A 26102-nucleotide genomic window follows, 5' to 3' on the forward strand; every position below is an offset into this window, starting at 1 on the left:
TGAAGGCGTTCGACGCACTCTATGAAGAAGCATCAGGTTCATATCGTTAGGACAGGTGCCAGCCTGGAGAGCGTTCCTTGATGACGCGCGCGGGCACGCCGACCGCTGTGGTATTGGCTGGAAGGTCGCCCTGTACTACCCCCCCAGCCCCTACGATTGACCACGCTCCCGTATGGCTACCGGGCAGGTGTACCGATCCAGCCCCCGTGAATACACCTTCATCCAGATGAACGCCGCCCGCCAGCCGTGTGCCTGGTGCCACATGTACAAAATCAGCCAATCTGCAGTCGTGATCGACACTTGCGGCCGTATTGACAATGACGTGTTGTCCAAGCCGGGCTCCCGGCTGAATTATACTTCCGGCCATCACGACGCTCCCTGCCCCAAGAACAACGTCAGGAGCAATCCAGGAGTGGGGATGTACCAGGGACACCCAGGTCACATGAGCGAATTGCTGAGCGATGCGCCGACGTATAGCATTGCCACCAATAGCGATTACCGCCTGTGTGTCTGGGATATCGGGAAGGGCAGCAATACCCCCCTGCACCAGATATCCCAGAACGTCCGTCACAGCCCCATCATCGTAAAGCTCTATATGTTCAATCCCTGCTGCAACTGCCATAGCAACCATAACTTTGGCGTGTCCCCCCGCTCCTATGATGCTGAGTCGGCGCACGCGTTAAATCCCCTTCTTCTGGCGGGCCCTTCCAGATGCTCCGGTAAATCTCGGCATGGTCGCCTCACCCTGCGCACTGATCCCTTCGCGTTTGAAGACTTTCTGCACGGTCAGGAGCAGAATCTTCCAGTCCAGGGCCAGCGTACGGTTCTCGACATACCACACGTCGAGATTGAATTTTTCCTCCCAGGACAGCGCATTGCGTCCGTTTACCTGCGCCCAGCCGGTGATCCCGGGCCTAACCTCGTGGCGCCGTGCCTGCCGGGAAGAATAGAGGGGAAGGTACTCCATCAGCAGTGGGCGCGGCCCCACCAGACTCATATCGCCCCATAAAACATTCAGGAGTTCCGGCAGCTCATCGAGACTGGTAGCCCGTAAGAACTTTCCAAAGCTGGTCAGACGGAGATGGTCGGGAAGTAACTCACCGTCGGGGCTGCGCTGGTCAGTCATGGTACGGAATTTCAGCATCAGGAAAGGTTGGCCATGAAGGCCAGGCCGCACCTGCTTGAAGAGAACCGGCGAGCCGAGATTAAAACGTACCAGTAAGGCAAGCAACCCCAGGGGAAGAGCCAGTATCAACAGAGCACCCGTCGAAACACCAAGGTCGAATAGGCGCTTTTCAAAGATCCTCATCGGTGTGACTGCCGACCCGGTCTTAGGGTTTCCAAGATGTTCGGGGCCGAGCAGCCCCAGCGCAGTCAGCATCTGCTGATTGACCAACTCTACACTGTACAGGTTCCGTACCAGTTCCAGGCTGGCCTGTCCCATAGTTTGACGCTGTTCGGGAAACCGAATGAAGGTCTGGATAGCACTGACCAATTCCGGGACGTTTTGTACTGGAACTTTAAGCCCATTGACGCCCTCCTGAACCGTACCCCGGCAACCTGGAGCATCTGTGGTGATAATGGCACGGCCCGTGGCCATGGCCTCCAGCACCGTGCGGGGCGTACCTTCCCGGTATGAAGGCAGCACATAGACACTGCACGCAGCCAGCGCAGGGCGAACATCCTTCAATTCCCCCAGATACTCCACAATCCCTTGCCTTACCCAGTCGTTTAACTCCTCCTGATGAATGGCGGCTGGATTAGAGTCGAGCGGGCCAGCCAGCTGAAAACGGACTTGCGGATAATGCGTTCGGATCTGCCGGGCAGCCTCAACGTACTCACCAATGCCTTTTTCCCTCAACAGCCTGGCAATCAGTAGAAAAACAGGCTGCGGAGGTACGGAAGTCGGCTTATAATGCCTCAAATCCACGCCACTCCCGTTGACGACGACCGTTTTCTCAACGTCTACCAGGCCACGCCGCACAAACAAGTCCCGGTCATCTTCATTCTGAAAGATCGCCCGCTGTGCGCCGTTCAGGGCGGCTTGATAGAGAATTCCCACCCCCCGGGAAAGCAAACGGCGTTTCAGACTAGTTCCCTGGAAGGTGTATCCCAGGCCAGTAATCAGGGCGTAGCGTTCGGGGACTCCTGCCAGGCGAGCCGCCAGCAGGCCGTAAACGACAGGTTTGATGGTGTAGGACAGCAAAATATCAGGCTGTAGATTCCGCAGCACTTTCACCAGCTGCCATATGTCGCCCATATCCTTTCGTAGGCTAAGGCCCGTACGCTCTAGGGTAATAGGCTGATAATGCGCCCCCCACTCGCTAAGTTGAGCCTGCACTTCCGGCGCTTCTCCCGGAGCCACCGCAATGACCTGGTGTCCCTGCGCCAGGAGGGCGCGAATCAGTGGCCCCCTGAAGTTCACAAGGGAGGGTGCGTAGCCCGCCATGACCACGATTCGTTTCGGAATCATCAGAGGTGATAGTACTCGCGGTACCAGGCCACAAAACGCTCCAGACCGCTTTCGATGCTGGTCGCGGGTTTGAAGCCCACGTCGCGGATCAGGTCGTCCACGTTGGCATAGGTAGCCGGCACGTCACCGTCCTGAATGGGCAACATGTTCTTGATTGCCTTGCGTCCCAGTTTCTCTTCTAGCACTTGAATCAGGTGGAGCAGTTGCACCGGATTATTGTTGCCGATGTTGTACAGGCGGTAAGGCGCGCTGCTTGTGCCCGGGTCAGGGTGCGCCCCCGACCAACTGGGGTTACTGGTCGCCACATGGTCGGTCACGCGCACCACACCTTCCACGATGTCATCCACGTAAGTAAAGTCGCGCTGCATCTGGCCGTAGTTGAACACGTCGATGGGCCGACCTTCCAGAATGGCCCGGGTGAACAGAAACATCGCCATGTCCGGGCGACCCCACGGACCATATACCGTGAAGAAGCGCAGACCGGTGGTGGGCAGGCCATACAGATGGCTGTAGGTGTGGGCCATCAGTTCGTTGGCTTTCTTGGTGGCGGCGTACAGGCTCAGCGGGTGATCAACATTGTCATGCACGCTGAACGGCATGCTGGTGTTCAGGCCGTACACACTGCTGCTGCTGGCATAAACCAGGTGCTGCACGTTGAAATGCCGGCATCCCTCCAGAATGTTCATGAAGCCCACCACGTTCGAGTCGATATAAGCATGCGGATTTTGCAGGCTATAGCGTACGCCGGCCTGCGCGGCCAGGTTGACCACTTTCTCCGGGCGATGCTGTTGAAAGAGGAGTTCCACCGCGTCCCTGTCTTCCAGGTTCCCTTCCACCAGCGTGAAGTTCGGTTGGCCCAGGAGGCGTGCAGCCCGGTCGCGTTTCAGGCTGGGGTCGTAGTAGCTGTTGAAGTTATCAAACCCAACCACTTCATCTCCACGCGCCAGCAGGCGCTGAGACAGGGTAGAACCAATAAAGCCGGCGGCACCAGTCACCAGAATTTTCATCACAGGCTCCAGTAACGACCCGGCAGGTCGGATTCCGAGAGGGCGGACTTCACGTCCACGAGTACGCCCTGCGGGCTCAGCATCCCTGTCAACTCCTGGCGGGGCAGCTCAAGGTAAATGCGGTGAGAAACAGCCAGCATCAGGCCATCAAGCTGACGAAACTCCGGCAAGTCCGTCAGTGTCAGCCCGTACTCGTGCTGGGCCTCGGCGCTGTCTGCATAAGGGTCGTGAATTAGCGGCTCAATGCCAAATTGACGCAGTTCCGCCACGATGTCCGGCACCCGACTGTTGCGCAGATCCGGAACATTTTCCTTGAAGGTCAGGCCCAGCACGCCCACCCGCGCCCCTTTGACTGGAATATTCGCCGCGATCAGTAGTTTCACGAGTTTCTGGGCCACAAAAGCGCCCATTCCATCATTGACACGGCGGCCGGCAAGGATGACCTGCGGGTAGTACCCCACTTCCTGCGCCTTCTGGGTCAGGTAGTAGGGGTCGACGCCGATGCAGTGCCCCCCCACCAGACCCGGCCGGAACCCCAGGAAATTCCACTTCGTGCCCGCGGCTTCCAGTACGTCCAGCGTCCGGATGCCCAGACGATCGAAGATAAGGGCCAGTTCGTTCATCAGTGCAATATTCAGATCACGCTGGGTATTTTCGATGACCTTGGCCGCCTCCGCCACCTTGATGGTCGGGGCCCTGTGAATGCCCGCCTTGATGACCGCCCCGTACACGTGCGCCACGCGCTCCAGGGTTTCGGCGTCCTGCCCGGCCACCACCTTAACGATCTTCTCGACCGTATGTACCTTGTCGCCGGGGTTGATACGCTCCGGACTGTAGCCCAGCTTGAAGTCATGGTACTGCCGCAATCCCGAGACCCGTTCCAGCACAGGGCCGCAGATCTCCTCGGTGACACCCGGATACACCGTGGACTCGTAGACCACCACGTCGCCAGGCTTCAGGTAACGGCCCACCGTTTCACTGGCTCGGATCATGGGGGTCAGGTCGGGAGAATTATGCTCGTCTACCGGGGTGGGCACCGTCACGATGAACATAGTGCATCCCGCCAGGTCATCCGGCTGAGCCGAGTAGCGCAGGGAAGACTCGCGCAGCCGAGTGGCCTCGACTTCCTCGGTACGGTCGTGACCCGCCTGCAATTCCTGTATCCGTCCCTGATGAATATCGAACCCCAGGACTTCCGAGAACTGCTCTGCCAGGGCAATGGCCAACGGTAATCCCACGTAACCTAATCCAATCACTGCAATACGTTCATTATTCACGGGTTTTTTCCTCTTGAAGCCATAATTCCAGAACTAGTAGTGCGTAGATGATATAGCCCCAGTTACGTTCCGTTAAAGTTTCATGCCGCAACAGGCTGTCCACAAAAGCGGAGTCTAGATAGTCTTTGACCAGTGCCTGTGGATGGCCCAGTGTATCCATGAGAAGCGGCCTCAGCTCACCGTTCAGCCAGTCTAACAGCGGGATTTCGAAGCCCCGCTTAGCCCCCTGAATCACTTCGTCGGGCAGCTGCTCCCGGTAAGCGTCTCGCAAAATGGCCTTGGGCATTCCGCCACGCACCCGGAAAGAGTCTGGCAGCCGCCAGGCGAACTCAGCCAACCGGTGATCGAGCAAGGGCGAGCGGGCCTCCAGCGAATGGGCCATGGTCGCCATATCCATCTTGACCAGCAGGCCGCTGAGTAAAACCATTCTGGTATCGAGATTCAGTTGTTGATCCAGGGCCCGCAATCCGGGCTGTTGCAAAGCCGCCAGGCGATCCTCGGTGGACAACACTGGGCCGCCTTGCCAGACCGCTTGTTTGTCCTGTTCACGCAGCATGTCGCCGGTCCAGGCCAGGTAACGGTCGACCGACGACAGGGCCAACCCCCGCGTGAACCGGGCGGCCAGACCCAACGGTGACCGGCGCTGCTGGGCGAAAGGTCCTAAAACCCGCGCGGCGGCCTGCGCGGCCGCGGGCGGCAGCCAGTCGAAGCGGGCGCTTTGCACGGCAGCCACATACCGCCGGTAACCGGCGAAGACCTCGTCTCCGCCGTCACCATTGAGCACCACTTTCACCCGTTCACGGGCCAACCGGGAAATCTCCAGGCTAGGAATGGCGCTGGAATCCGAATAGGGCTGATCGTACTGCCGCACCAGCCGCTGCAAGCCTGCCAGGGGGCTGGGTTGAATGTACAATACCTCGTTGTGTATGCCCAGCGCCGCCGCCGTTCGCCGCGCCACGGGCGACTCGTCGAAGCCCTTTCCGGTATTGACGGTAAACGTCTGCAGCGACTCACCCACCTCGCGCGCCGCCTCAAGCGCCACCACGCTGCTGTCGACCCCACCCGATAGAAACACGCCCAGCGGCACGTCCGAACGCAGCCGCAAGCGCGTCGCCTCGCCCACCAGCGAGCGAACCTGCTCCATCGCCTCGGGGTAAGTCAAATCGAGCTTGGGCAAGAAGGTGGGTTCCCAGTAGCGCTGCGTTTGTATACCCCCGGGCCCGAACATCATCCAGTGCCCTGGCTCCAGGGCGTAGACACCCAGAAACACGGTACTGGGCTGAGGCACCACGCCCAGCGAAAGGTAATCGTAGATGGCCTGTTCATTCAGTTTCCAGCGTTCGCCGGCGGCCTGGGCTAGCGGGCGCAGCGCCTTCAGTTCAGACCCAAAAATTAGGCCGCCGGATGCAGGACGCATGTAATACAGCGGCTTCTTGCCAAAGCGGTCTCTTGCCAGAAAGACCCGCTCATTTTTGAGGTCATGAATGCAGAAGGCGAACATTCCCCGCAATTCGGACAGCATCTGGGGGCCACGTTCTTCAAAGAGATGCACCAGAACTTCGGTATCCGAGGCCGTTTGAAAGACATGGCCACGCGCTTTTAGGCCTGCTCTCAGTTCACGGTAATTATAGATTTCACCGTTGAAGACCACGGCCAGGGTACGGTCTTCGTTGTAAATGGGTTGCTGGCCGCATTCCACGTCGATAATGGCCAGCCGGCGCATGCCCAGATGACACCACTGCTCCTGATGAATGCCCTGGCCATCCGGCCCCCGATGCTTGATGGCCTGCAAGGCGCGGTGCAAAGCCGCCTGGCCCTGTTCCGGCTCCAGAGCAGGCACGGCAAAACCCCCCGCAATGCCGCACATGGTTAGCCTCTTCCTTGCCGTACCGCCTGAAAGACCGCGGCCAGGGTCGCCACCTGCGAATGCAGGCTGAAGCGCTCCTCGACCCTTTGCCTACCCCTCAGGCCTAGACCCCGGCCCAGATCGGGGAGGTCGAGCACCTGGCGCAGACGCTCTTCGAGTTCCGAGGCGTCACGCCCCAGAAAGCCGTTCAGGCCGTCTTCAATCACTTCGCGGTTGGCGCCGATGTCCGAACCCAGGCCCGGAATCCCCACCGCACCATATTCAATTAACTTGAACGCACATTTACCGCGCACATAGGCATCATCGAGGAGGGGCATTACCCCCACATTAAACCGCTGCAACTCCTCGACTTCACTCGAAAGTGACCAGCGCACAAAGGTGGCGCCAGCGGCTTCCACCTCGGCCTGAACATCTGGACTGGCAATCACGCGAAATTCTGCCCCGAACTGCTGGCAGACCTGGAGCAGGCCCGGCAAAAAGGGCAGCAGATACCGCCTGAAGGTCGAAGCCGTACCAATCCAGCCCACCACAGGCCGTTCACCAGGCTGTGGGGGAGGCCGCACGGCGTAATGTGCCGTGTCCACCACGGTGGGAATGACATACACAGGGACGCCCGGGGCCACCTTCCGCACGTAGTCTGCCAGATAGGCGTTGCCGACGGTGACCGCCGCGCTGGCCCGTAGAAGGTGGTCAATGGGATACCCGGTAAATACGGCGTCATCCATGTCAAAGACAATAGGCACGCCCGAGCGAATAAAGCCGGCATCGAAAAATCGCTGAGCAAAAGGGGCCGTTTGCCTGGAAATGAAAATAGCATCGTATTTGGTCTTGACAGAACGGGCTTGCAGGAGGCGGTCAAGACTTGCCACGGCCACCCGCGCCAGGACAAGAGGATGATTAGGACGCCCCAGAGTACGCAGCTGAAACGCTTGCGAGGTCAAAAAGGAACGAACATCAAGATGAATCCCGCGCTGACGCAACGGTTCAACAAATTGAAAGATGCGGTAGCGGGAGCTGGGGCCAGCAAGTGGATAGGGGGAAAGAGCAAGAATTTTCATTCTATTCTTTCCGATACCAATGCAGCATACATTTTTGAGTATTGCTCAAGTGCTAAGCCCGAACCGAAACGTTCTTTAACCCTAAATAAATTATTCTCTATTATTTTTTTTAGTTCTTCCTCGTCTATTTGTAGTATATCTTCAATCGCACCAACCAGAGAAAGCACATCTGGAGCAAATCTAAACACTATGAACCCGTCTAGCACTTCATCTAATTGCTGAATATTCGAAGCTAAAAGAATACAGCCGCTAGCAATAGCCTCAACGGCAGAAAAGCCAAAGCTTTCAGTAAGCGAGGGTAGGATGAAGAACCTTGACTTACTCATTAGCTCCGTCGCTTCATGAGTAACATGATTTACCGCAATATTAGGATTACCTTTCGACGCATAACATAACTCTTCATATAGTTCTCCGTAACCATATAGATGAAATTTTACATCCGAGTATCGACGGAGAATTAAATTCGCGGCTTCGATGACGATAGATGGATTCTTTTCGTTTGCGTACCTACCAATATATAAAAAATCAATTTCTTTATTAGAGATTTCACAATAATCATTAACATTAAGTGATTCTTCATTGAGCCAATTAGCAATTGGAACAGATTGAATCCTATAGTCCCTCAAGAGATGATGTGCCAAAGTTTTACTCACTGCAATACGCAATCCGACCCGCAATGCTAATGCTAATTCAAGCTTATTTTTAATTTTTTCCATTTTTCTATCTGAAATACCAATATATTGATGGAAAGTATATACGAATCTTCTCGGATACATTAATATCAGAGGGGCGAAAGAAATTATAGTCAATCTGCCATTTAAATGTACAATTGAATTACTAAATTCGTGTCTATTAATTATAAGCCTCACCCAGTTAAACAAAAAATTTATTCCACGAAAATCCATAGGAATTTGACCTTGGGGTATTTCAAATTTTGAACTAGGTTTCAAAATCATCACTTCAGAAAATATAGGCTTCATCAGAAGAGCAAGGTTATTAGCATAAGTCCAAACGCCAGAAGGTAGATCAGTTGATACAATAATTATCAGTTTTCTATTAATTTTTTCCATTATTTCCATCTCCTTCCGAATGACCGATTAACACTATATAGTACAAAGCGCCTATAATGGGATCTGCGAGGGTGCTTCCTGTTAAGCTAATAGATAGCATGCCTGTTAAAAAGATAAATTTTACACTACCTCTTTCAGAATTATAAATTAGAAGACATACGTAAATTATAAAAAGAAAGAGAGAAATTAGACCAAATATAGACAATAAATCTAGAAAATAGTTATCTGATGTCAAACCTACGAGAGCGTGAAATCGCAGTGTGCCGCTCCCAAAAAACAAAGTGTTAAAATTCTCAGCCCAAAGATCATAGCTATCTTTCCAATATACGAAACGGGTGAGAATAGAATCGTTAGAGTTAGTATCGGTCATGAAAGAATCACTGATTCTATCCAGTTTAATCTTTTCCGAAACATACGAATAAAGAAAGGCAACAGGGAGCGCATAAAATATAGGAGTAGTCGACCAAAAAGAAAATTGTTTAGCTCTTAAATTTTTAACTATTCTGTCGAACATAAGTAAAACGCTCATAATAACAAACGCCAGTAAACTACTCCTTGACTGGGTCAAAACTAAACCAAATAGACATATTAATAAGCAAAAAGAGTAATACAGAGAAAGCCTGTCCATAAGACGATTAAGACATAATGCGGCCGCTAGGCAAAGAAGGGCTCCCCACTCATTGTAGCTAGCTTGAGTTCCTAAACCATCGCCTCCGGCATAAGAAAAAGGCCCCGCAATTCTATGTAGGTTGGGAACGGTAAAAAATATAAGAATTGACGATAAAGCCAAAATAGATGATGTAAATACAAATACGCCATCTAAATCATATTTCTTACCATAGGCTAGGTTTACTATAGCAGGAGCCCACAATAAGGTAGAAAGAATTCGCAGATTTTTTGAAATGTCTAGACCGAACTCGGAAAATAAAAAATAATTCATGCAAGAAGATATAAACCACAAAATAGCTAAAATAAAAAGAATTATCGAAGATAATTTAATTTTTAAATCTCTGTTGAGAAAAAATGAGCTAAAATAGCAAATTAATAATAGTATATCAGAAAAACGCAAAAATCCTATACTAAGAATTGGATTCAATATCAATGATGCAGGCAAAATACCCATGTAGAAATAGGGTGATTTAAGCACTAGCAAATCTCATATTTCTCCCTAAAGTTTTTTAGGGTCGATTCATCAGTATGATTTGTTTTGAAAGAATCTATAATTGCGGGAAAGTAAGCTCTTCTAACAATTTTTTGATCAACATTGCGCTTTAAAATTTTGCTAAATAAATATCCAAAACCTCCTGAAGATATAATTAAAGAATATACTCCAAATGCAAGCAGCCATAAAGAGCTAACAATAAAACTATTATTTCTTTTAACAAAAATAATCTTTGAGAGCATACCAAGGTACAAATAATCCGTGCGATTTGGATGATGTGAACCATGTGCATCATGATATAAAATCAGTCTTGGGTCATAAATAAGCTTCGCTCCACTCTGTCGCAGCCTTAAACAGTATTCCCAATCTTCTTTTCCGAAAAAATAGGCTTCAGATAGGTATCCAATTCGCTCAATAGATCTTCTAGGTATACACATAAAGGCCCCAGATATGAAAGATCGCTCATTCTCCAGATCATATTGACCAGTATCAACCTTACCATAACCAAAGTATTTGATATTTCCAAGAGAGTCGACACTTCCTCCAACGCTCCAAATTTTATTTGTATCAGGCCAGTTCAGAATCTTGCCCCCCATTATACCAATAGTTTTATCTTCCGAGAGCCGCTTTTGTATATAAGTAAAATCAATGCTATATATTCGGCAATCGTTATTCATAAGTATCATAACTTCGCAGCCATCATCATAAGCAGCCTTCAAAGCACGATTACACCCTGCGGCAAAGCCGAGATTACTGCCATTTTCAATAAATGAAACATTATCATAGTGTTTAAATTTTTCCTTCAATAATAATAGAGATGTATCTATAGAGCCATTATCGGCCAGGTAAATAGTAATTGGCTGCCCTATAAGCGACAACATCAAACTCTCACTATCATCAAAACTGTTCCAATTCAGTATTACAATACCAACTTTGTACATATGCACGATACCTCCCTATCTTATAGAAAATTTAAAGGGCCACAGTCCACTTCTTACGGTTTGTATTGACATTATCAGCAGATTAAGAGACTCAAGCATTACCACACCTAATGCATAACCAATCACACCAAATCTCATTCCAAAAAATAGGATAAATGGTATACCAATAGCAACTGAAACAAGGATTGAGACTGTTATGACATCTTCTCTACCTATAGAATTTAACCAAAAAGACCCCAATGCATACATTATAGAAATAGGGATCATAACAAGTGAGTATACTGTTATTACTCTTTTTACTTCATCGTATTGTTGGCCAAAGAGTAAGTCTACAATAGGACTACCAAATACACGTAGAATAATCACATATAGCAGATTAAGAAATAACAATATAAATCCAAGTCGGGTAACTAAATACTTTTTCTTTTCCCATTCAGATATTTTTATTAGTTTACCGTAGTAAGATTTAACTCCAGTATCGTTTACAACATTAATAGCTTTACATAATTTTTCACTGTTTGAAAAAACGGCTGCCGCCGATGCTCCAAGAAGCACATAAACTATAAAGCTGTTTAGGGCGGTATATAAGCTAATTACAATTCGATTTAAAATTAGTCCCCGGCTATCATACGAAAAACGGAAAACTTCACTCATAATAAAATCGGATCGTTTAAATCCATTTTCTAGAAATACCGTATAATTTGCGATTAAACTGTATAAAGAAAATAATACTACGTAAAGCGGAATGAGAAATTTAATGTCGATCACTTCTATAGATATAAAAAAGCTAATTAATAATATAGAGATCTGTACGACAAAGTCGGCCATAATTATAATATGGAGCCTATCTTTATATATATAAAACCAAGTTGGAATAAAACCTTGCGCAATACCAAGAATAATTCCATAAAAAATAGTATCAGCAGGAAAACTCGAAAATAAAGCAAAGACTAAACCAAATATCATCACGATAATCGAAGTCAAAAATTTAACAGAAAAAACTAGTGCTGATATATTATTTAGGCTGCCTTCATTAGCTAAACGAGGGGCAGAAATGTTTGTTCCAAACTCAACAATGAGAAAGATCCAAGCAGCGAAAGACAACATAGCAGCATAGGAACCCAAAAAATCTCTTGAAAGACTATGACTTAACAAAGAAAGACTCAGAAAGGGTACAATGGTTCTTAAACCAGAAAATATAATATTCCTAAATAGCATGATTTCTATAAGCCATCCTTACCTAGCCCTTATCTTCATGCCACAAACCCACACCAAATATGTCCCAACTTAGCCGGCCTTCGTTCGGGTCTTCCAGATTGAACTGGGCGTCCATGGTATACAGCAGCGTGGCTCCCTGATCACCTGCCTGATACCCGTGGGCCACGCCACTGGGAATATGCACCAGCGTGGGCTGCTCGCCACTGAGCACGAGCTTGCGTCTGGTGCCCAGTGTGAGGCTGTCGGCGCGGCAGTCCACCAACCAGATCATCAGTTGCCCTTGCAGCACACACCAGATCTCGTTCTGCTCTTCCTTGACATGAATATGAAAGGCATTCATGCGGTTGGGCGCGGCCCATGAAACGCTGATCTGGCGAGGAACAAGTGCACCGGGCAGTTGCTGAACCCCCTGGTCGTTCAGGCGCAGATATTCCATGAAGGCGCCGTTCTCGCTTCTGTTCTTTCGCAGCGGATGCGTCCAGACCCCTTCAATTTGCGGTGCGGCAGGATAAGACTCAAACGTCAGGGCCTCGGCGTAAGGCGCGGCAAGTTTTATGGTGTGGTCAGGCATACTGTTTCTCCAGGCTTATTCTCCTCAGATACTGACCGTACCTGTTCTTGGCCAGTTTCTCGGCCTGGGCCAGCAGGGCATCGGTGCTGATCCAGCCACTGCGCCAGGCGATCTCTTCGGGCGAAGCGACCTTGAGGCCCTGGCGGTGCTCGATGGTCTGAATGAATAGGCTGGCTTCCAGCATGCTTTCATGGGTGCCGGTGTCCAGCCATGCGAAACCGCGCCGCATCAGTTGCACGTCGAGTTGTTGGCGATTCAGATACACGCTGTTCACATCCGTGATCTCCAGTTCACCCCGCGCCGAGGGCTTGATCCCCTTCACGATATCCACGACCTGTTCATCATAGAAGTACAGACCTGTGACCGCGAAATCAGATTTGGGTTTCTGCGGTTTCTCTTCAATAGAAAGCGCTTTCCCTGTGTCATCGAAGTCCACGACACCATAACGCTCCGGGTCGCCCACCTGATAGGCGAACACTGTTGCGCCGGTGGTTCTGGTATTGGCGTGGTGCATCAGATCCGATAGGTCGTTGCCGTAAAAAATGTTGTCTCCCAGAATCAGCGCACTAGGCTGGCCCTTCACAAAGTCCTCTCCGATCAGAAAGGCCTGTGCCAGGCCCTCGGGTTTGGGCTGCACCGCGTACTGAAGGTTGAGGCCCCACTGCCGGCCGTCTCCGAGCAGTTGCTCGAAGCGCGGCGTGTCCTCGGGGGTGGAGATGATCAGGATGTCACGCATCCCCCCCAGCATCAGGGTGGTCAGGGGGTAGTAGATCATCGGCTTGTCGTAGATGGGCAGCAGTTGTTTACTGACCGCCAGGGTAGCCGGGTAGAGGCGCGTGCCGCTTCCACCGGCCAGGATGATGCCCTTTCGGCTGACCATCCCATGTTCCGGTATCTGTGCCGGCATCTGTTTTATCGTCATTGTGCGCCGCCCTCGGCCAGCCGCTGGGCGTACTGCCGGTCGTAATATTCACGAAATTCACCACTGCGAATGGGCGACCACCACCACTCGTTCTGGGCATACCACTTCGTCGCTTCGGCCACGGCTTCCTTTGGATCGTAGCGGGGCTCCCAGGCCAGGCGGCGCAGCTTCTCCACGTTCATAGAATAGCGGCGGTCATGCCCCGGGCGATCGGCCACGTGTTTCACCAGCGCGTAGTCTTTGCCCAGGGTGGTCAGGACAATGTCGACCATTTCCAGGTTGGTCATTTCACGGCCTGTACCGACGTTGTACACCTGGCCCGCTTCGCCCCTCAGCAAAACGGTTTCTATGCCAGTGCAGTGGTCATACACGTGCGCGTAGTCGCGCATCTGCTGGCCATCTCCGTAGACGGGCAAAGGCTCACCCAGCAGGGCGTTGGTGCTGAACAGCGGAACGGCCTTTTCGGGGTACTGATAGGGGCCGACGTTGTTGGCGCCGCGGGTGATGGTGACCGGCAGTCCGTAGGTGATGAAGTAGGCCTGGACAAGCTGGTCGGCCGCCGCTTTGCTGGCGGCGTAGGGACTGCGGGGAGCCAGTTCGTCTGTCTCGACACTCTGATGCCCGTCACGGATATGGCCATAGACCTCATCGGTACTGATGTGATGAAGGCGAATGCCCAGTTCACGAACCACCTCAAGCAGCACGTGGGTACCACGCACATTGGTCTCGGTGAACACCAACGGCCCAAGAATGCTCTGATCGACATGGGTCTCGGCGGCAAAATTGACGATCAGATCTATGTTTTTCGTCTGGCAGGTCTGGCGCACAAGCGCCAGGTCACCTATATCACCCACGACCAACTCCAGACGTGGGTCGTTCCAGAGGTCGTGGAGATTCTCACGGCGCCCCGCATAAGTCAGTTTGTCGTAAACGACCACCTGATCCTGGGGGTGTTGGCCCAACCAGTAGCGCACAAAATTACTGCCGATGAAGCCGCATCCGCCTGTTACGAGAAGGTTCATGTTTTCTGGGTCTCCGTTGAATTGGGTTCGTAGCTGTACCCGTAGCCGTAGCTGTAAGCACTGTCGTCGGCATTGGATTTATTGATAATGAAGCCCAGCAGGTTGACGCCGGCATGCTCGGCACGCCGCAGAGCGCTGCGGATGGCCGTCATTTTGGTCTGACCGTGCTCCACGACCAGCAGGACACCGTCGGCATGCTTCCCAAGAACCAGACCGTCCACCAGGGCCAGCAAAGGAGCACTATCGATCAGTACGATGTCGAACTGTTGCCGCCACAGAGTCAGGGCGTGGCCGATGTCAGCCCTGTTCAGGACGCCCAGGCTGTCCTGAACGCCTCGGCCGGCGGGCAGGAGAGAGATGTTGGGCGCCACTTCCAGCACCTGCACATTCTCTGGGCTGGTCAAGGCTTCGGGGGTGGTTCGGGCACCGCCTTGCCCCACCAGCTGCTGCCACTGGCCCTGATCGTTGAATTTGCGCCAGACGTTTTCCTGAGTCCCGCGACGCAAATCGGCGTCCACGATCAGCACCCGCTGGCCGTTGGAGGCGAACCCATCAGCCAGCGTGGCTGTGGTGCTGGTCTTTCCTTCGCCTGGAGCGGTACTGGTCACCATGACGATAGGGCGGTTCTTATCTTTCAGCAGGGTCATCAGATTGACCCGCAAGAACCCCAACGCCTCGTAAGAACCACTTTGCCGGGCCGCGCGCACAATGCCTAACATCAGGGTGCTGCGCTGGCGCAGGCGCGGCAAGACCCCCAGGGTAGGAAGGCCCAGCGGCAACAGGTCGTCTTCAAGCCGGATGGTCCGGTCCGTGACCGTCAGAAGGGCACTGATGCTTATGGCCAGCAGCAGCCCCAACACCCCCGCCAGCACAGCGTTTCTAAGGGGTTTGGGGGCCACTGCCCGGCCTGGCGTGACCGCGTCGGACAGCGGGCTGAGGACGCCGTTAGCCGACACTTCCAGGATATTGACCTGCGCCAGGTTGCCCTCGAGAGTGGCCCTTCTGGCAATCAGGGTTTCGCGTTCTACCCGGTTGGTGGTGGCGTCCAGCTGGGTATCGATCTGCTGAAGCTGGGCACGAAAACCAGTCTGTGCTCTTTTGATCTGTTGCAGCGCACGGTTGACATCCCAGTTCAACAGGGCCTTGGCGCTGACGTTGGCCAGGGTGCGGGCCGCGGCAGGTGTTCTGGCGCTGGCGCGCACGGTATAGATGCCGTTCCCGTAATTGTCGAGTCGCGCGGTCAGGCTGAGGGTTCTGAGCCGCTGAGCACTCAACTCGCCGGTCAGCGCGCTGATCAGGCGGGCCTTTTCCTCCTGGGGAATATCAGGGGTCTGGCGCACATTCTGGATGACGTCCTGAATCACGGGGGTGCTCTGAAGCGCCTGGGCCAGCGCCCCTTCCGGCAAGGGCGGGGCTTTGACACTGGCATTACCGAACACAGCGTCCTGGGGTTGACTCTGAACGTTGGCGGCAATCAGATTGCTGCTGGCCTGATACACCGCCGGTTGCCGTGCCGACCAGGCATAAGAGATCAGCATAAGCAGCAGTGCCGAGCCGAGAATGAATTGCCAACGCCGTTTGAGACCTCGCCAGAGCACATTAAGGTCAACTTCCTGCTGTTCCCGAATTTCATTGGTCATGTCCGCCTCATCGCTCGGCCCGTTCAGCTCTGCAGTTTCAGTATATGCCGCCCCCTAGAGAGACGACGACAATCCTCATTGGAGCCACCTATCTATGAAAACTCCATGAGTATAAGAGGCCAGTGCGTTTCTTCGATCTGTGCAAACTATGATTCGGAATCAGTTTGGGGCGTATAAAATAGAATGTATCGTCTTTTGAACCCTTCTCACAAAAGATACCCATATATTCTTAATTCAAAACTCATATTATTAAAAAGTCCTATAGCCGTACGAGACCTCTGGTCTGAGCCCCAACGCTACCGACTGGGAACCCCAACAAGGAGTCACCATGCATAAAATTCTTTTGACCGGCGGTACAGGTCGCCTGGGCCAGGAACTCCAGCGCCTGATTCCGGGCATTCAGGCGCCTGGCCGTTCAGAACTGGATGTGACCAGTGCCGACCGAACGCTCGAGTTGATCCAGCAGGCCCGGCCGCAGCTCATTGTTCATGCCGCCGCCTATACCAATGTTGGCCAGGCAGAACAGGAACGCGAGCGCTGCTGGCAAATTAACGTCGCCGGAACCCGCCACGTGGCGCTGGCGGCTAACATGATTGGGGCAAAACTGCTCCATATCTCGACCGATTACGTCTTCAGCGGCGAACAGGGCAACTACCGCGAAACGGATACTCCCGGCCCGGTGGTCAATTTTTACGCCCTAACGAAACTGGTGGCCGAGGAAGCCGCGCGCCTGGCCAGACAGCACCTGATTGTCCGCACCAGTTTCCGTCCCCGTGAATTTCAGTATCCGGTGGCGTTTGCGGACGTGTTTACCGGACAGGACTATGTTGATGTGATTGCCCCACTCATCGCCGAGGCAGTTCTTCACGCCGACCAGATTCCGCACGAGCTGCTGCATATCGTCACCGAGCGCAAAAGCGTGTATGAGCTGGCACGCAGACGCAATCCAGCCGTGCGTCAGGGCAGCAGGGCGGACGTCAAGGTGGTGTTGCCGGCTGACGTTTCACTGAATACTGAGCGCTGGCAGGCCCTCAGGGGGACGTGGCAACCGGCTGAAACCGCCAGCGACGAATAAACAGGTTACGATCCGCCAGTTCCTTGAAGTACGGATTAGTGAGGGTGATGCTGAGGGGTTGCTCCCCCACCGGCACCCGAACCAGTTGCCGCATGGCGCCCGCGTGCAAGGTTTTGATCAAGCGCCCTCCCTGTTCGATGGTCAGGACAGGAAAGCGGCCTGCGCCACTGCGCCCGACGGCTTTAAATTGAAGTTGCCCCGCCGAGCATGGCTGAACAGTCAGCGTTGCATGTGACGTGAAGACGGTCGCCGCGGCCCATCTCTCCCCGGTATTGGGGGGCAACTGCACGGCTTTCACGCCGGTGCAGGGTGCACCCACCAGCCTGATCTCCTCCAGAACAGCCGACCGAACTTCCGAACGGTAGTAATCGTTCAGGTAGGCCAGCCGCAGCAGCCCCGCCTCAGGCAGAGCGAGCTCCAGCGTCTGCCGCTGCACGGCAGCATCAATCCGCGCGATCTCGCGGCTGTTGAGAAACACGTGCAGGCGCGGCTTTTCATCTCCCGCCTCCCGGCCCTGCACCTCCAGAGTGAGGCGGCCCGCCTGGCACAGCCGGGTTTCGATCCAGGACACCCCTTTAAAAGCGAAGCCCTCTGCATCTGGCAGCACCCCATTCGGATCCCGCTGAAAACCGGTGGTGAACTGCGGCGGCGCAGTACATGGGGCGGCGCCGGCCTGCACAGAGGCGACCGCCAGCCCCGCCGGTTGCACAGGCCAGACACTGAGCCAGGCCAACAGTGCAGCGGAGGTTGCCGCCACCAATACTGACAATGCAAGAGTCCCGAACACCTTCATGGTCGTCGTTTGACCTCCCAGTGGTAGACCGCCAGAGGTTGCAGCCCCCTGGACGGCTGGGCATACACCAGCAGCTCAAGGCGTTGAGAAGGTACCGCCGCCAGACTGGGAATCTCCCACTGGATCATGGGCGACTGGTCAGAGGTCACCCCAAACACGCTGGTGCGCAGGGGACGGCAAGTGGGGGTGCAGGTATTCAGGGCCGCCATGTATTGTCCTGGCGGCAACCTGAACTGGACGAAGACGGGGTAATCCTTGATGGACGAGACACGCTGCATGGCCAGCAGGGTCTGGATCTGTACCTGCTGGCCCGGCCCTTGCTTGCCACCGACGCCAGGCCAGCCCAGCAGCAGCACCGGCACAGAGAGCAGCAGGGCCGGCAAAAGCGTTCCCAGGGCCAGGGCGCCCTGAAGTCTTTCGGTCTTCATGTTCACCAGCTGCGTTCCGGCCACCAGCCAGAACAGCTCGGCCGAAAAGGGACTGGGAACCAGCAGGGTGTTGTCCGTGATGCTACTGACCAGCAGACCCATGACCACGGCTGCCGCCAGCGGCTCCGGGCGCGCCCGCACGAACGAAGCGGTCACCACGCTGCCTAGCAGCAGCAGGAGACCCGCCAGACCCGCCGGCCCGGTCTCGGCGAGCTGCTGCAAGATCGCGTTGTGCGCGATCAGCCACGGTTGTCCCAGGGTACTGAGCCAGCCGGGACAGGTGGACTGCTGCTGCCGGGTGGTGTTCACGTCGAACAGCAAACATTGCTCCGGTTCGCTCAGGTAATTGCCCAGGCGGTAACTGCCGACCCCGTTCAAGGGGAACTCATGAATGACTGTCCGGGTATTGCGCCACACCACTTCCCGGCCACTTACGTCCACCTGCACCAGCCGGCCAAGCGCCTGCACAGTGTCACGCGACCCGACCATCACCCCGCCGGCCACCGCCACTACGCCCACCGTGACCAGCAGAAAGTAACGCTTGCGGCGCAGCAGAACCAAGCCGGACAGGACACCGACCAGCGCGGCCAGCAGGGGCCCTCGACTCCCCGACAGTAGCAGCACGACCAGCGCCAGAATGCCCAGAGGAACGCGCCAGTACCAGCGGCCCGCACTGAACAGGGCCAGCCACACCGCCACGGCCCCCGCCAGGCCCAGCGTCACGGAAGTCATATACGGGTGATTCAGGCGGTAAACGAAGAAGTCCACCTGGTTGAACAGGTTCGTGGCGATGGCTGTTAAGAACACCGCCGCCAAGCCCCAGGCCAGCGGGCGCGTCCTTGCGGCCGAACCGAGCAGCGCCCCTGTCCCGATCAGGCCCAGGATCAGTAAGGTGCGTCCCAGGGCCAGCACGCTGGCCAGCAGCGGCTCGGGGGCAAACAGGGCTGGCAGCTGTTGACTGAGGGCATAGAAGCCTAGAATCCAGAGAGTAAGGGAGGGCAATTTTTTGAGGCCTGGCAGCCCGAGCAGCGCCAGAGTAGACAAAACGTAAAGGGGGGCCAGGAAAGCCAGCCAAACCGGAATCCACCTGGGCGGGACGGAGTCCGGAACATCTGGGGTCGAGGCGGCTGTCACCCGTGGACTATAGCGGGATTCGCTATGGGCGCCCCGCCAGACCACCGGGGGGGGGCGTGGATCGGGCTGAACTGGCCAGGAGGACACCAACGCTCAACTGAATGCCGCCAGGCGGCGAATGCACTGCCGTTCAGTACAGAAAAGCTTCACGCACTTTTCTTCCACTTCCCTTTGCTGCGGTAACCGACTTTATTGCCGGTCTGGGCGGTGCGGGTTTTGACCTGTTCATCGTCGTAGCGCAACATCACGGCCAGGCGGGCACGGCTGATGATGTGGTGAGGATGCTTGGGGACGAACGCCGTCACGATGTCCACGTGGCCGTCGCGGTAGTGCTGCACCACCGCGTGAAGGGGGAGTTTCACGCCGTGCGCCTCAAAGTACCCGCACACCAGCCAGCGGTGGTCTTCGGGGTAGACGGCGCGGACACGACCGGCCAGCAGTACGTGCAGGATGTCGTGTTCCAGAAAGCCTTCGGCGCGGGCATGCTGGATGGCGTGCGGGCAGATGTGGTATCGGCTGTCGTAAACAGCGTCGCGGAGTCTGGTGTGGGCGCGTTTCAGGCTGAAATCGTCGGTGGCGATGCCATTCAGTTCCACTTCCCGCTGTGGTTTCAGGGGGGTGCTGGTTTGGGCACGGGCAGGTGGAGGGGTGGGCGTGCGCCGGGCGGCTTTCTCAGCGCGGGACAACTGGGCGCGCAGAGCCAGCAGGTTATTTCCGGCCTGCACGCCTTTGCTTTGCCCTTCCTGCTGGGGTTTGGCCGGCTGGGGCCTGGTGGCCCGTGGGGACGTTCCCTGGCCTGGTTTCACGGTGTGTCTGGTCATGAACCTCACCTCCCGGAGAACTGCTGCTGCCTGCTGCGTTGCTCCGGGTTGGCGGTGAGGTCTGGCGTGCCTTCCCTGAAAACAAAACGCCCCTCAAACACACTTTATGGTGTTCGTGGGGAGGCAGGCAACGTACCCTGTTCAGGGCATGGGCCGAGCATAGCACAGCGCGGGGTGAGCTTGCGGTGAGACACGCTCCTGACACCTTCTGCGGCTTTCTTTAGGCTGGAAGGACATTGAATTTAGTCGTGAAGCCTTTTCGCCTTCTGGAGGTTTGTTCATGATTCGCTCAATGCAGGTCACGGATTTGCCAGACGTTCTGGCCTTGTTGCACTGGATGGACGCTGCGCCGGAACGCGAGGTGTTCGCCCCAAGTGCGCGCGACGGGCAGGAGTTGCAACTGGACTGCGAGGACAGCACCTGCCTGGTCGACGCTGGCGAGGACGGCGTGGTGGCTTACTGCGCCATTGCGCCTTTCCGGGATGGGATGGTGCTGGAGGGCCCACTCAGCGAATCCGGTCAGGTGGCGGGCCTCCTGAAGAAGGCGCTGGAGCAGGCCGAGGGCCTGCCCGTGTACGCTTTCTGCTCGCGCGAGAATACCCCCGTGCGCGACGCGCTGGAGGCGGCCGGCCTGACGCCCATGCACAGCACGGCCTTCTACACGGCGCCGCTGTCTCACTTTAAGGAAACAGACGTGCCGGACGGTTACGCCCTGACAAACGCGCTGTCCATCGCGGATTACCGCGCCCTGTACAGGGCCGCCGAGGACGCCTGGGCAGGGCGCCTGGACTGGATGCCGGAACAGTTCGACGCGCATTTCGCGCGCGAGGACGTGAAACTGGTGGCCCTGACGCGAAACGGCAAGCCCGCCGGGTTCGCGGAACTGGAATTCCACCCGGACGACGCCCGCGCCGAGGTGACGTACCTGGCCGTTCACCCCGCCGAACGTGGGCAGAAGCTGGGCCGCGCCCTGCTGAACCTGGCTGCTGCCGAGGCCGCCAGGCACCCGGAACTTCGCACCCTGCGCACGCGGGCGCATGACCACATGAAGGCCGCCCGCACGCTTTACAGCCACCTGGGTCTGCGTCATAGCCGCAGCGTCGTGACCTACTTGTTGGAAGGGGACGAGGAAGCCTGAAGGCCAACACCACCCCGCACACGAAGGCGTCAGAGGGGCCGAATGTCACGCTGGATCACCTGATCGTGGCCGCCCGCACCCTCCAGGAAGGCCGGGCGTGGCTGGAAGGTCGCCTGGGCGTTCCCCTGCAACCCGGTGGAGAGCACGAGACCTTCGGCACGCACAACGCCCTGCTGTCCCTGGGGCCGGGGGCTTACCTGGAAGTCATCGCGGTGAATACGGCTGCGCCCAGGCCACAACGCCCACGCTGGTTTGCGCTGGACACGCCCGAGTTGAACGCGAAACTCCGCGCCGGGCCGCAACTGATTCACTGGGTGGCCGCCGTACAGTCCCCCCTTTCAGGCGCACTGGAACTCTCACGCGGAGCCAACCGCTGGCAGCTCATCGTTCCCGACGACGGCAGCCTGCCCACGCCGGGCGCGGCCCCGACCCTGATTCACTGGCGCACGCCCCCGCCGCCCACCACCCTGCCGGACGCGGGCGTGCGCCTGCTGGAATTGCAACTGGGTACGCCCGAACCGGATCGGCTACGCGGCATCCTGAACGGCTTGAACTTCCACGGAGACGTGACCGTGTATGACGCCCCGCAAGTCGAGTTGAAAGCCCGGCTGGAAACCCCGAGCGGCCTGGTGGATTTGTGAGCCGAGCAGCAAACCAATGGCCGACAGCCCCGCACCAATGTGCCGGGGTTATTTTGCGCGACGATCAGAACCGCATCCTGACGGTCAGGCAGGCCTACGATCTGCGCCTATGGGGCGTGCCGGGCGGTGTGGTCGACCCCGGCGAAACGCCGCACAGGGCCGCCGTGCGCGAAGCCCTGGAGGAGATCGGCGTACATGTCGAACTGACGGGCATCATCGGCAGCTACCTGTTGATGGGCGGCGGCTGGCCGGACATTCAGGCCTATATGTTCACCGCGAACATCACCGCTGGCACACCGCGCGTCGTGGACAAAAGGGAAATAGCCGCGCTGGAATGGCGTTCGCCAGCCGATCTGCCTTCTCCCCTGCTGCCGGACGTCGCTGCCGCACTGGAGGACTTACGGATGGGACATGCTGGAGCGGTTCGCGGCGTGACCCGTCAACTCGACCTGGGCCGGGTTCCCCTGTGACTTCTGGGCACACGGCGGATTACATTGCTGATTTACGCGCGCTGATCGGCGACCATCCGCTGAATTTGATGGGCGCGGCAGCCATTCTTCTGGATGCGGAAGGGCGTGTGCTGTTGCAGAAACTGGCCTACCGCGACGTGTGGGGCCTGCCAGGCGGCCTGTGCGAACTGGCCGAGGCGCCAGAGGACACGCTGCGCCGCGAGGTCTTTGAGGAAACCGCCCTGACGGTACACGCGGCCCAGTTGCTGACGCTGCTGACCACCCCGCTGCGCACCCTGCCGAACGGGCATCATACGCACTGCGTCCAATTCCATAGGATTGAGGAAAAACGCCCCAATCCTATTTCATTTCCCGCAGCGCGTATTTTTTGCTTCTCCCTCCGGTCGGGTTATATCGCCCAAAACAAGCGATATCACCGCAATTGGTATCAGGCAGCGTTCTACACGGCCCTGTACCTGGTGACCGGGTGGGAAGGCGAGCCCGTGGCCGACGGCGTGGAGAGCGGTGAACTGCGGTTCTTCGCCGCGCACGAGTTACCGGCGCCGCTGCGCGGAGTGGCCGGCCAGTGGGCCGCCGAGTGGCTAAGGCAAAGGATTTGACACATGCGGCCATCCGGCCTGCTTCACTGACGCCTGAACTTCACCCCTGACCTGCCGGGCGGCGACGCGTATCCTGTAGCGCATGACGGACACGCCCTCCACCCCCGACGCGGCGGACAGAAAGCCGATGGTCGCGCCCAATTTCATTACGGAAATCATCGAGAAGCACCTGGAGGAGGGGAAGTACCCCACGGTCGTGACGCGGTTTCCGCCTGATCCGAGTGGGTACGCGCACCTGGGGCATATTTTCGCTTCGTTTCTGGATTACCGCACGGCCGCGCAGTACGGTGGGAAATTCAACCTGCGCATGGACGACACGAACCCTGAGCTGGTCAAGCAGGAGTACGTGGACAGCATGGTGGACGACCTGAAGTGGATGGGGCTGGACTGGGAAGACCGGCTGTACTATGCCAGCGATTACTTTGGCCGCTACTACGAGTACGCCGAGCAACTGGTGCGGCAGGGAGACGCCTACGTGGACAGCGTGAGTGCGGCGGAAATGTCGCGCCTGCGCGGGAATGCCCATACGCCGGGGACGCCCAGCCCCTACCGTGAGCGGAGTGTAGAGGAGAACCTGGATTTGCTGCGCCGCATGAAGGCCGGCGAGTTCGAGAACGGCGCGCACGTGCTGCGGGCGAAGATCGACCTGAGCAGCCCCAACATGAAGCTGCGCGACCCGGTGCTGTACCGCATCGTGAAGCACCCGCACTTCCGCCAGGGCGACGCGTGGTGCATCTACCCCGCCTACGACTTCGAGCACCCCCTTCAGGACGCCATCGAGGGCGTGACGCACAGCATGTGCAGCCTGGAGTTCGTGGACAACCGCGCCATCTACGACTGGCTGATGGAGAAACTGGCCTTCGATCCGCGCCCGCACCAGTACGAGTTTGGCCGCCGGGGCCTGGAATACACCATCACCAGCAAACGCAAGCTGCGCCGGCTGGTGCAGGAAGGCAAGGTGAGCGGCTGGGACGACCCGCGCATGCCCACCATCCGTGCTCAGCGGCGACTCGGGGTAACGCCTGAGGCCATTCGGCACTTCGCGTCTCAGATTGGGGTGAGCCGCACCAACCGCACGGTGGACATTGCCATGTACGAGAATGCCGTGCGCGACGACCTGAACCACCGCGCCCCGCGTGTGATGGCGGTGCTCGATCCTATCAAGGTGACGCTCACAAACCTGAACGCTGGGCAGACCCTGAGTCTTCCCTACTGGCCGTTCGATGTGGTGCGCGACAGTCCCGACGGTCTGGTGGCCCTGCCGGGCGGCGAGCGCGTGGCCCCCGAACAGGCCGTGCGTGACGTGCTGCTCACCCGCGAGATCTACATCGAGCGCGACGACTTCAACCCCGAGCCGCCCAAAGGCTACAAACGCCTCACACCCGGCGGCACGGTGCGCCTGCGCGGAGCCGGCGTTATTCGCGCCGACGACTTTCAGACGGACGACGCCGGACAGGTCACGCACATTCACGCCTCGCTGCTGGGCGAGGATGCCAAAGCAGGCGGCGTGATTCACTGGGTCAGCGCCGAGAAAGCCCTGCCCGCCGAATTTCGCCTGTATGACCGCCTTTTCCGCGTGCCCCACCCCGAGGGCGAGAACGAAGCCGATGACGACGACAGCGCCGGCATCTCCGAACACGACGCCGAGCAGGCGCAGACGCCTGTAGACGCCGGGTACATGCGCTACCTCACGCCGGACAGCCTGCAAGTCAGACGGGGGTTCGTGGAGCCCAGCGTCCTGAGCGACCCGTCCGACACCCGTTACCAGTTCGAGCGTCAGGGCTACTTCTGGCGCGACCCGGTGGACAGCAAAGAAGACGCGCTGGTGTTCGGGCGAATCATCACGCTGAAAGACACCTGGGCCAAGGAACAGAAGGCAGAAGGCGCAAAGCAGTCGGCGAAAAAGGCTCCTTCCAACCTCGCGGGGGACGCGAAGGGCATTTCAGGCGAAGGCCGGGCCGAGGCGCAGAAAGCTCAGCCTAAACAGCCTTCCCTTTCCCCTCAGCAGGAGGCTGAGGTCGCGCGCCTGACCGCTCTGGGCGCGGCCGAAGCCGACGCGCGGACGCTGGCGAAGGATGACGCCTTGCTGACCTTTGTGAAAGGAGCCGTACAGGACGCTTCTTTTGCTCAGGTAGCGTCGTGGATCGTGAATGACCTCGCGGTGGGGGTGCGGGCAGGCGACGTGAAGGTGAAGGCCGCCGACCTCGCGCCGCTGGCCCGGATGCTGGCAGAGGACAAAATCACCACCCGCGTGGCCCGCGACGCGCTGGCCCGCGCCGCCGCTTCCGGTGACGCGCCCGCCGCCATCATCGAGCGCGAGGGCCTGAACGCGGGCCTCAGCGACGAGGACTTGCAAAAAGCCATTGAGGCCGTGCTGAACGCCAACTTGGATAAGGTAGAAGCTTACCGTGGCGGCAAAACCGCCCTGATGGGCTTCTTCACCGGGCAGGTCATGCGCTCCACAGGTGGGAAGGCCCAGCCGCAGAAAGTGGCGGAGGCGTTAAAAGCCGCCCTGGAAGGGTGAAGGAAGGCGCGCCGCTTCTGCGTCGGCTTTAACAACCGAGCGCAACAGGGCTGCTGTCGGACATGGGTTCCTCGTCCGACAGCACAGTGTCGGAGTGAGCCGGTGTTGTCCTGAAAGGGTTTGTTCGGGCTGGGCCGGCTGATCTGCTGCCCCAATTTGCCACCAGAAAGTCCACTTAGAAAACCGCTGCTGTGCGATCCACGGCGCGTGGTCGGCGCTTTTATTGATCGCCGGGTCGACCCGCCGCGACG

Annotated in this window: 23 protein-coding genes; 6 read left to right on the top strand and 17 right to left on the bottom strand. The window is 56.6% G+C overall.

Annotated features, from left to right (window positions below):
- Nucleotides 1-46: 46 nt before the first annotated feature.
- The 14 genes from E5Z01_RS20370 to E5Z01_RS10115 form a co-directional block, all read right to left on the bottom strand.
- Nucleotides 47-676 (bottom strand): acetyltransferase, encoded by a 630-nt coding sequence (locus E5Z01_RS20370; protein WP_420810838.1) that lies wholly within the window; start codon nucleotides 674-676, stop codon nucleotides 47-49.
- A gap of 3 nt (nucleotides 677-679) precedes the next feature.
- The gene (locus tag E5Z01_RS20225; protein WP_205750482.1) at nucleotides 680-2473 is read right to left on the bottom strand and encodes a sugar transferase; all 1794 of its coding nucleotides are present in this window, start codon (nucleotides 2471-2473) and stop codon (nucleotides 680-682) included.
- Nucleotides 2473-3480: an NAD-dependent epimerase gene (locus tag E5Z01_RS10060; RefSeq protein ID WP_135229277.1), complete on the bottom strand. Its 1008-nt coding sequence runs from the start codon at nucleotides 3478-3480 to the stop codon at nucleotides 2473-2475. Before E5Z01_RS10060 ends, E5Z01_RS20225 begins: the two co-directional genes overlap by 1 nt.
- Nucleotides 3480-4757, bottom strand: a complete 1278-nt coding sequence (locus E5Z01_RS10065) for a nucleotide sugar dehydrogenase (RefSeq protein ID WP_135229236.1) — start codon at nucleotides 4755-4757, stop codon at nucleotides 3480-3482. Before E5Z01_RS10065 ends, E5Z01_RS10060 begins: the two co-directional genes overlap by 1 nt.
- A complete protein-coding gene (gene asnB / locus E5Z01_RS10070; RefSeq protein ID WP_135229237.1) occupies nucleotides 4750-6624 on the bottom strand; it encodes an asparagine synthase (glutamine-hydrolyzing) in 1875 nt (624 codons plus the stop codon). The genes E5Z01_RS10065 and asnB overlap by 8 nt, the downstream gene beginning before the upstream one ends.
- Nucleotides 6625-6626: 2 nt before the next feature.
- The gene (locus E5Z01_RS10075) at nucleotides 6627-7682 is read right to left on the bottom strand and encodes a glycosyltransferase family 4 protein (protein ID WP_135229238.1); all 1056 of its coding nucleotides are present in this window, start codon (nucleotides 7680-7682) and stop codon (nucleotides 6627-6629) included.
- The gene (locus E5Z01_RS10080; RefSeq protein ID WP_167757860.1) at nucleotides 7679-8752 is read right to left on the bottom strand and encodes a glycosyltransferase family 4 protein; all 1074 of its coding nucleotides are present in this window, start codon (nucleotides 8750-8752) and stop codon (nucleotides 7679-7681) included. The genes E5Z01_RS10075 and E5Z01_RS10080 overlap by 4 nt, the downstream gene beginning before the upstream one ends.
- A complete protein-coding gene (locus E5Z01_RS10085) occupies nucleotides 8739-9875 on the bottom strand; it encodes an O-antigen ligase family protein (protein ID WP_135229240.1) in 1137 nt (378 codons plus the stop codon). The genes E5Z01_RS10080 and E5Z01_RS10085 overlap by 14 nt, the downstream gene beginning before the upstream one ends.
- A gap of 23 nt (nucleotides 9876-9898) precedes the next feature.
- The gene (locus E5Z01_RS10090; RefSeq protein ID WP_240738288.1) at nucleotides 9899-10855 is read right to left on the bottom strand and encodes a glycosyltransferase family 2 protein; all 957 of its coding nucleotides are present in this window, start codon (nucleotides 10853-10855) and stop codon (nucleotides 9899-9901) included.
- A gap of 15 nt (nucleotides 10856-10870) precedes the next feature.
- The gene (locus E5Z01_RS10095) at nucleotides 10871-11962 is read right to left on the bottom strand and encodes an MATE family efflux transporter (protein ID WP_135229242.1); all 1092 of its coding nucleotides are present in this window, start codon (nucleotides 11960-11962) and stop codon (nucleotides 10871-10873) included.
- Between the two features lie 133 nt (nucleotides 11963-12095).
- Nucleotides 12096-12644, bottom strand: coding sequence for a dTDP-4-dehydrorhamnose 3,5-epimerase family protein (locus E5Z01_RS10100; RefSeq protein WP_135229243.1), 549 nt, complete (start codon nucleotides 12642-12644; stop codon nucleotides 12096-12098).
- Complete coding sequence (gene rfbA / locus E5Z01_RS10105) at nucleotides 12637-13551, bottom strand: glucose-1-phosphate thymidylyltransferase RfbA (protein ID WP_420810839.1); 915 nt, start codon at nucleotides 13549-13551, stop codon at nucleotides 12637-12639. Before rfbA ends, E5Z01_RS10100 begins: the two co-directional genes overlap by 8 nt.
- An 11-nt stretch (nucleotides 13552-13562) precedes the next feature.
- Entirely contained in the window at nucleotides 13563-14588 is a 1026-nt protein-coding gene (gene rfbB, locus E5Z01_RS10110) for a dTDP-glucose 4,6-dehydratase (protein ID WP_135229244.1), read from the bottom strand.
- Nucleotides 14585-16228 (bottom strand): polysaccharide biosynthesis tyrosine autokinase, encoded by a 1644-nt coding sequence (locus tag E5Z01_RS10115; RefSeq protein WP_135229245.1) that lies wholly within the window; start codon nucleotides 16226-16228, stop codon nucleotides 14585-14587. The genes rfbB and E5Z01_RS10115 overlap by 4 nt, the downstream gene beginning before the upstream one ends.
- 328 nt (nucleotides 16229-16556) lie before the next feature.
- On the opposite strand from E5Z01_RS10115, the gene E5Z01_RS10120 reads away from it, so the two are divergent.
- A complete protein-coding gene (locus E5Z01_RS10120; protein ID WP_135229246.1) occupies nucleotides 16557-17303 on the top strand; it encodes an SDR family oxidoreductase in 747 nt (248 codons plus the stop codon).
- Here the strand turns inward: E5Z01_RS10120 and E5Z01_RS10125 are convergent.
- From E5Z01_RS10125 to E5Z01_RS10135, 3 genes are all read right to left on the bottom strand, one after another.
- Nucleotides 17260-17874 (bottom strand): hypothetical protein, encoded by a 615-nt coding sequence (locus E5Z01_RS10125; RefSeq protein WP_135229247.1) that lies wholly within the window; start codon nucleotides 17872-17874, stop codon nucleotides 17260-17262. The genes E5Z01_RS10120 and E5Z01_RS10125 overlap by 44 nt on opposite strands.
- Before the next feature lie 218 nt (nucleotides 17875-18092).
- Nucleotides 18093-19526, bottom strand: a complete 1434-nt coding sequence (locus E5Z01_RS10130) for an O-antigen ligase family protein (protein WP_135229248.1) — start codon at nucleotides 19524-19526, stop codon at nucleotides 18093-18095.
- 278 nt (nucleotides 19527-19804) lie between these two features.
- Nucleotides 19805-20479, bottom strand: a complete 675-nt coding sequence (locus tag E5Z01_RS10135) for a DUF4258 domain-containing protein (RefSeq protein WP_135229249.1) — start codon at nucleotides 20477-20479, stop codon at nucleotides 19805-19807.
- 280 nt (nucleotides 20480-20759) lie between these two features.
- Between E5Z01_RS10135 and E5Z01_RS10140 the strand changes: the two genes are divergently transcribed.
- The 5 genes from E5Z01_RS10140 to E5Z01_RS10160 all read left to right on the top strand — a co-directional run bounded on the left by E5Z01_RS10140 (nucleotide 20760) and on the right by E5Z01_RS10160 (nucleotide 25851).
- Nucleotides 20760-21617, top strand: coding sequence for a GNAT family N-acetyltransferase (locus E5Z01_RS10140; protein WP_135229250.1), 858 nt, complete (start codon nucleotides 20760-20762; stop codon nucleotides 21615-21617).
- Nucleotides 21614-22258 carry a VOC family protein gene (locus E5Z01_RS10145; protein WP_420810840.1) on the top strand — a complete coding sequence of 215 codons (645 nt, stop codon included), beginning with the start codon at nucleotides 21614-21616 and terminating at the stop codon, nucleotides 22256-22258. The genes E5Z01_RS10140 and E5Z01_RS10145 overlap by 4 nt, the downstream gene beginning before the upstream one ends.
- A complete protein-coding gene (locus E5Z01_RS10150; RefSeq protein WP_276321249.1) occupies nucleotides 22255-22728 on the top strand; it encodes an NUDIX hydrolase in 474 nt (157 codons plus the stop codon). Before E5Z01_RS10145 ends, E5Z01_RS10150 begins: the two co-directional genes overlap by 4 nt.
- Nucleotides 22725-23327 carry an NUDIX domain-containing protein gene (locus E5Z01_RS19990; protein ID WP_240738282.1) on the top strand — a complete coding sequence of 201 codons (603 nt, stop codon included), beginning with the start codon at nucleotides 22725-22727 and terminating at the stop codon, nucleotides 23325-23327. Before E5Z01_RS10150 ends, E5Z01_RS19990 begins: the two co-directional genes overlap by 4 nt.
- Before the next feature lie 82 nt (nucleotides 23328-23409).
- Complete coding sequence (locus E5Z01_RS10160; protein WP_135229252.1) at nucleotides 23410-25851, top strand: glutamine--tRNA ligase/YqeY domain fusion protein; 2442 nt, start codon at nucleotides 23410-23412, stop codon at nucleotides 25849-25851.
- Nucleotides 25852-26102 lie beyond the last annotated feature (251 nt).

This window comes from Deinococcus fonticola, from assembly GCF_004634215.1.
In the GTDB taxonomy this organism is placed as follows: domain Bacteria; phylum Deinococcota; class Deinococci; order Deinococcales; family Deinococcaceae; genus Deinococcus; species Deinococcus fonticola.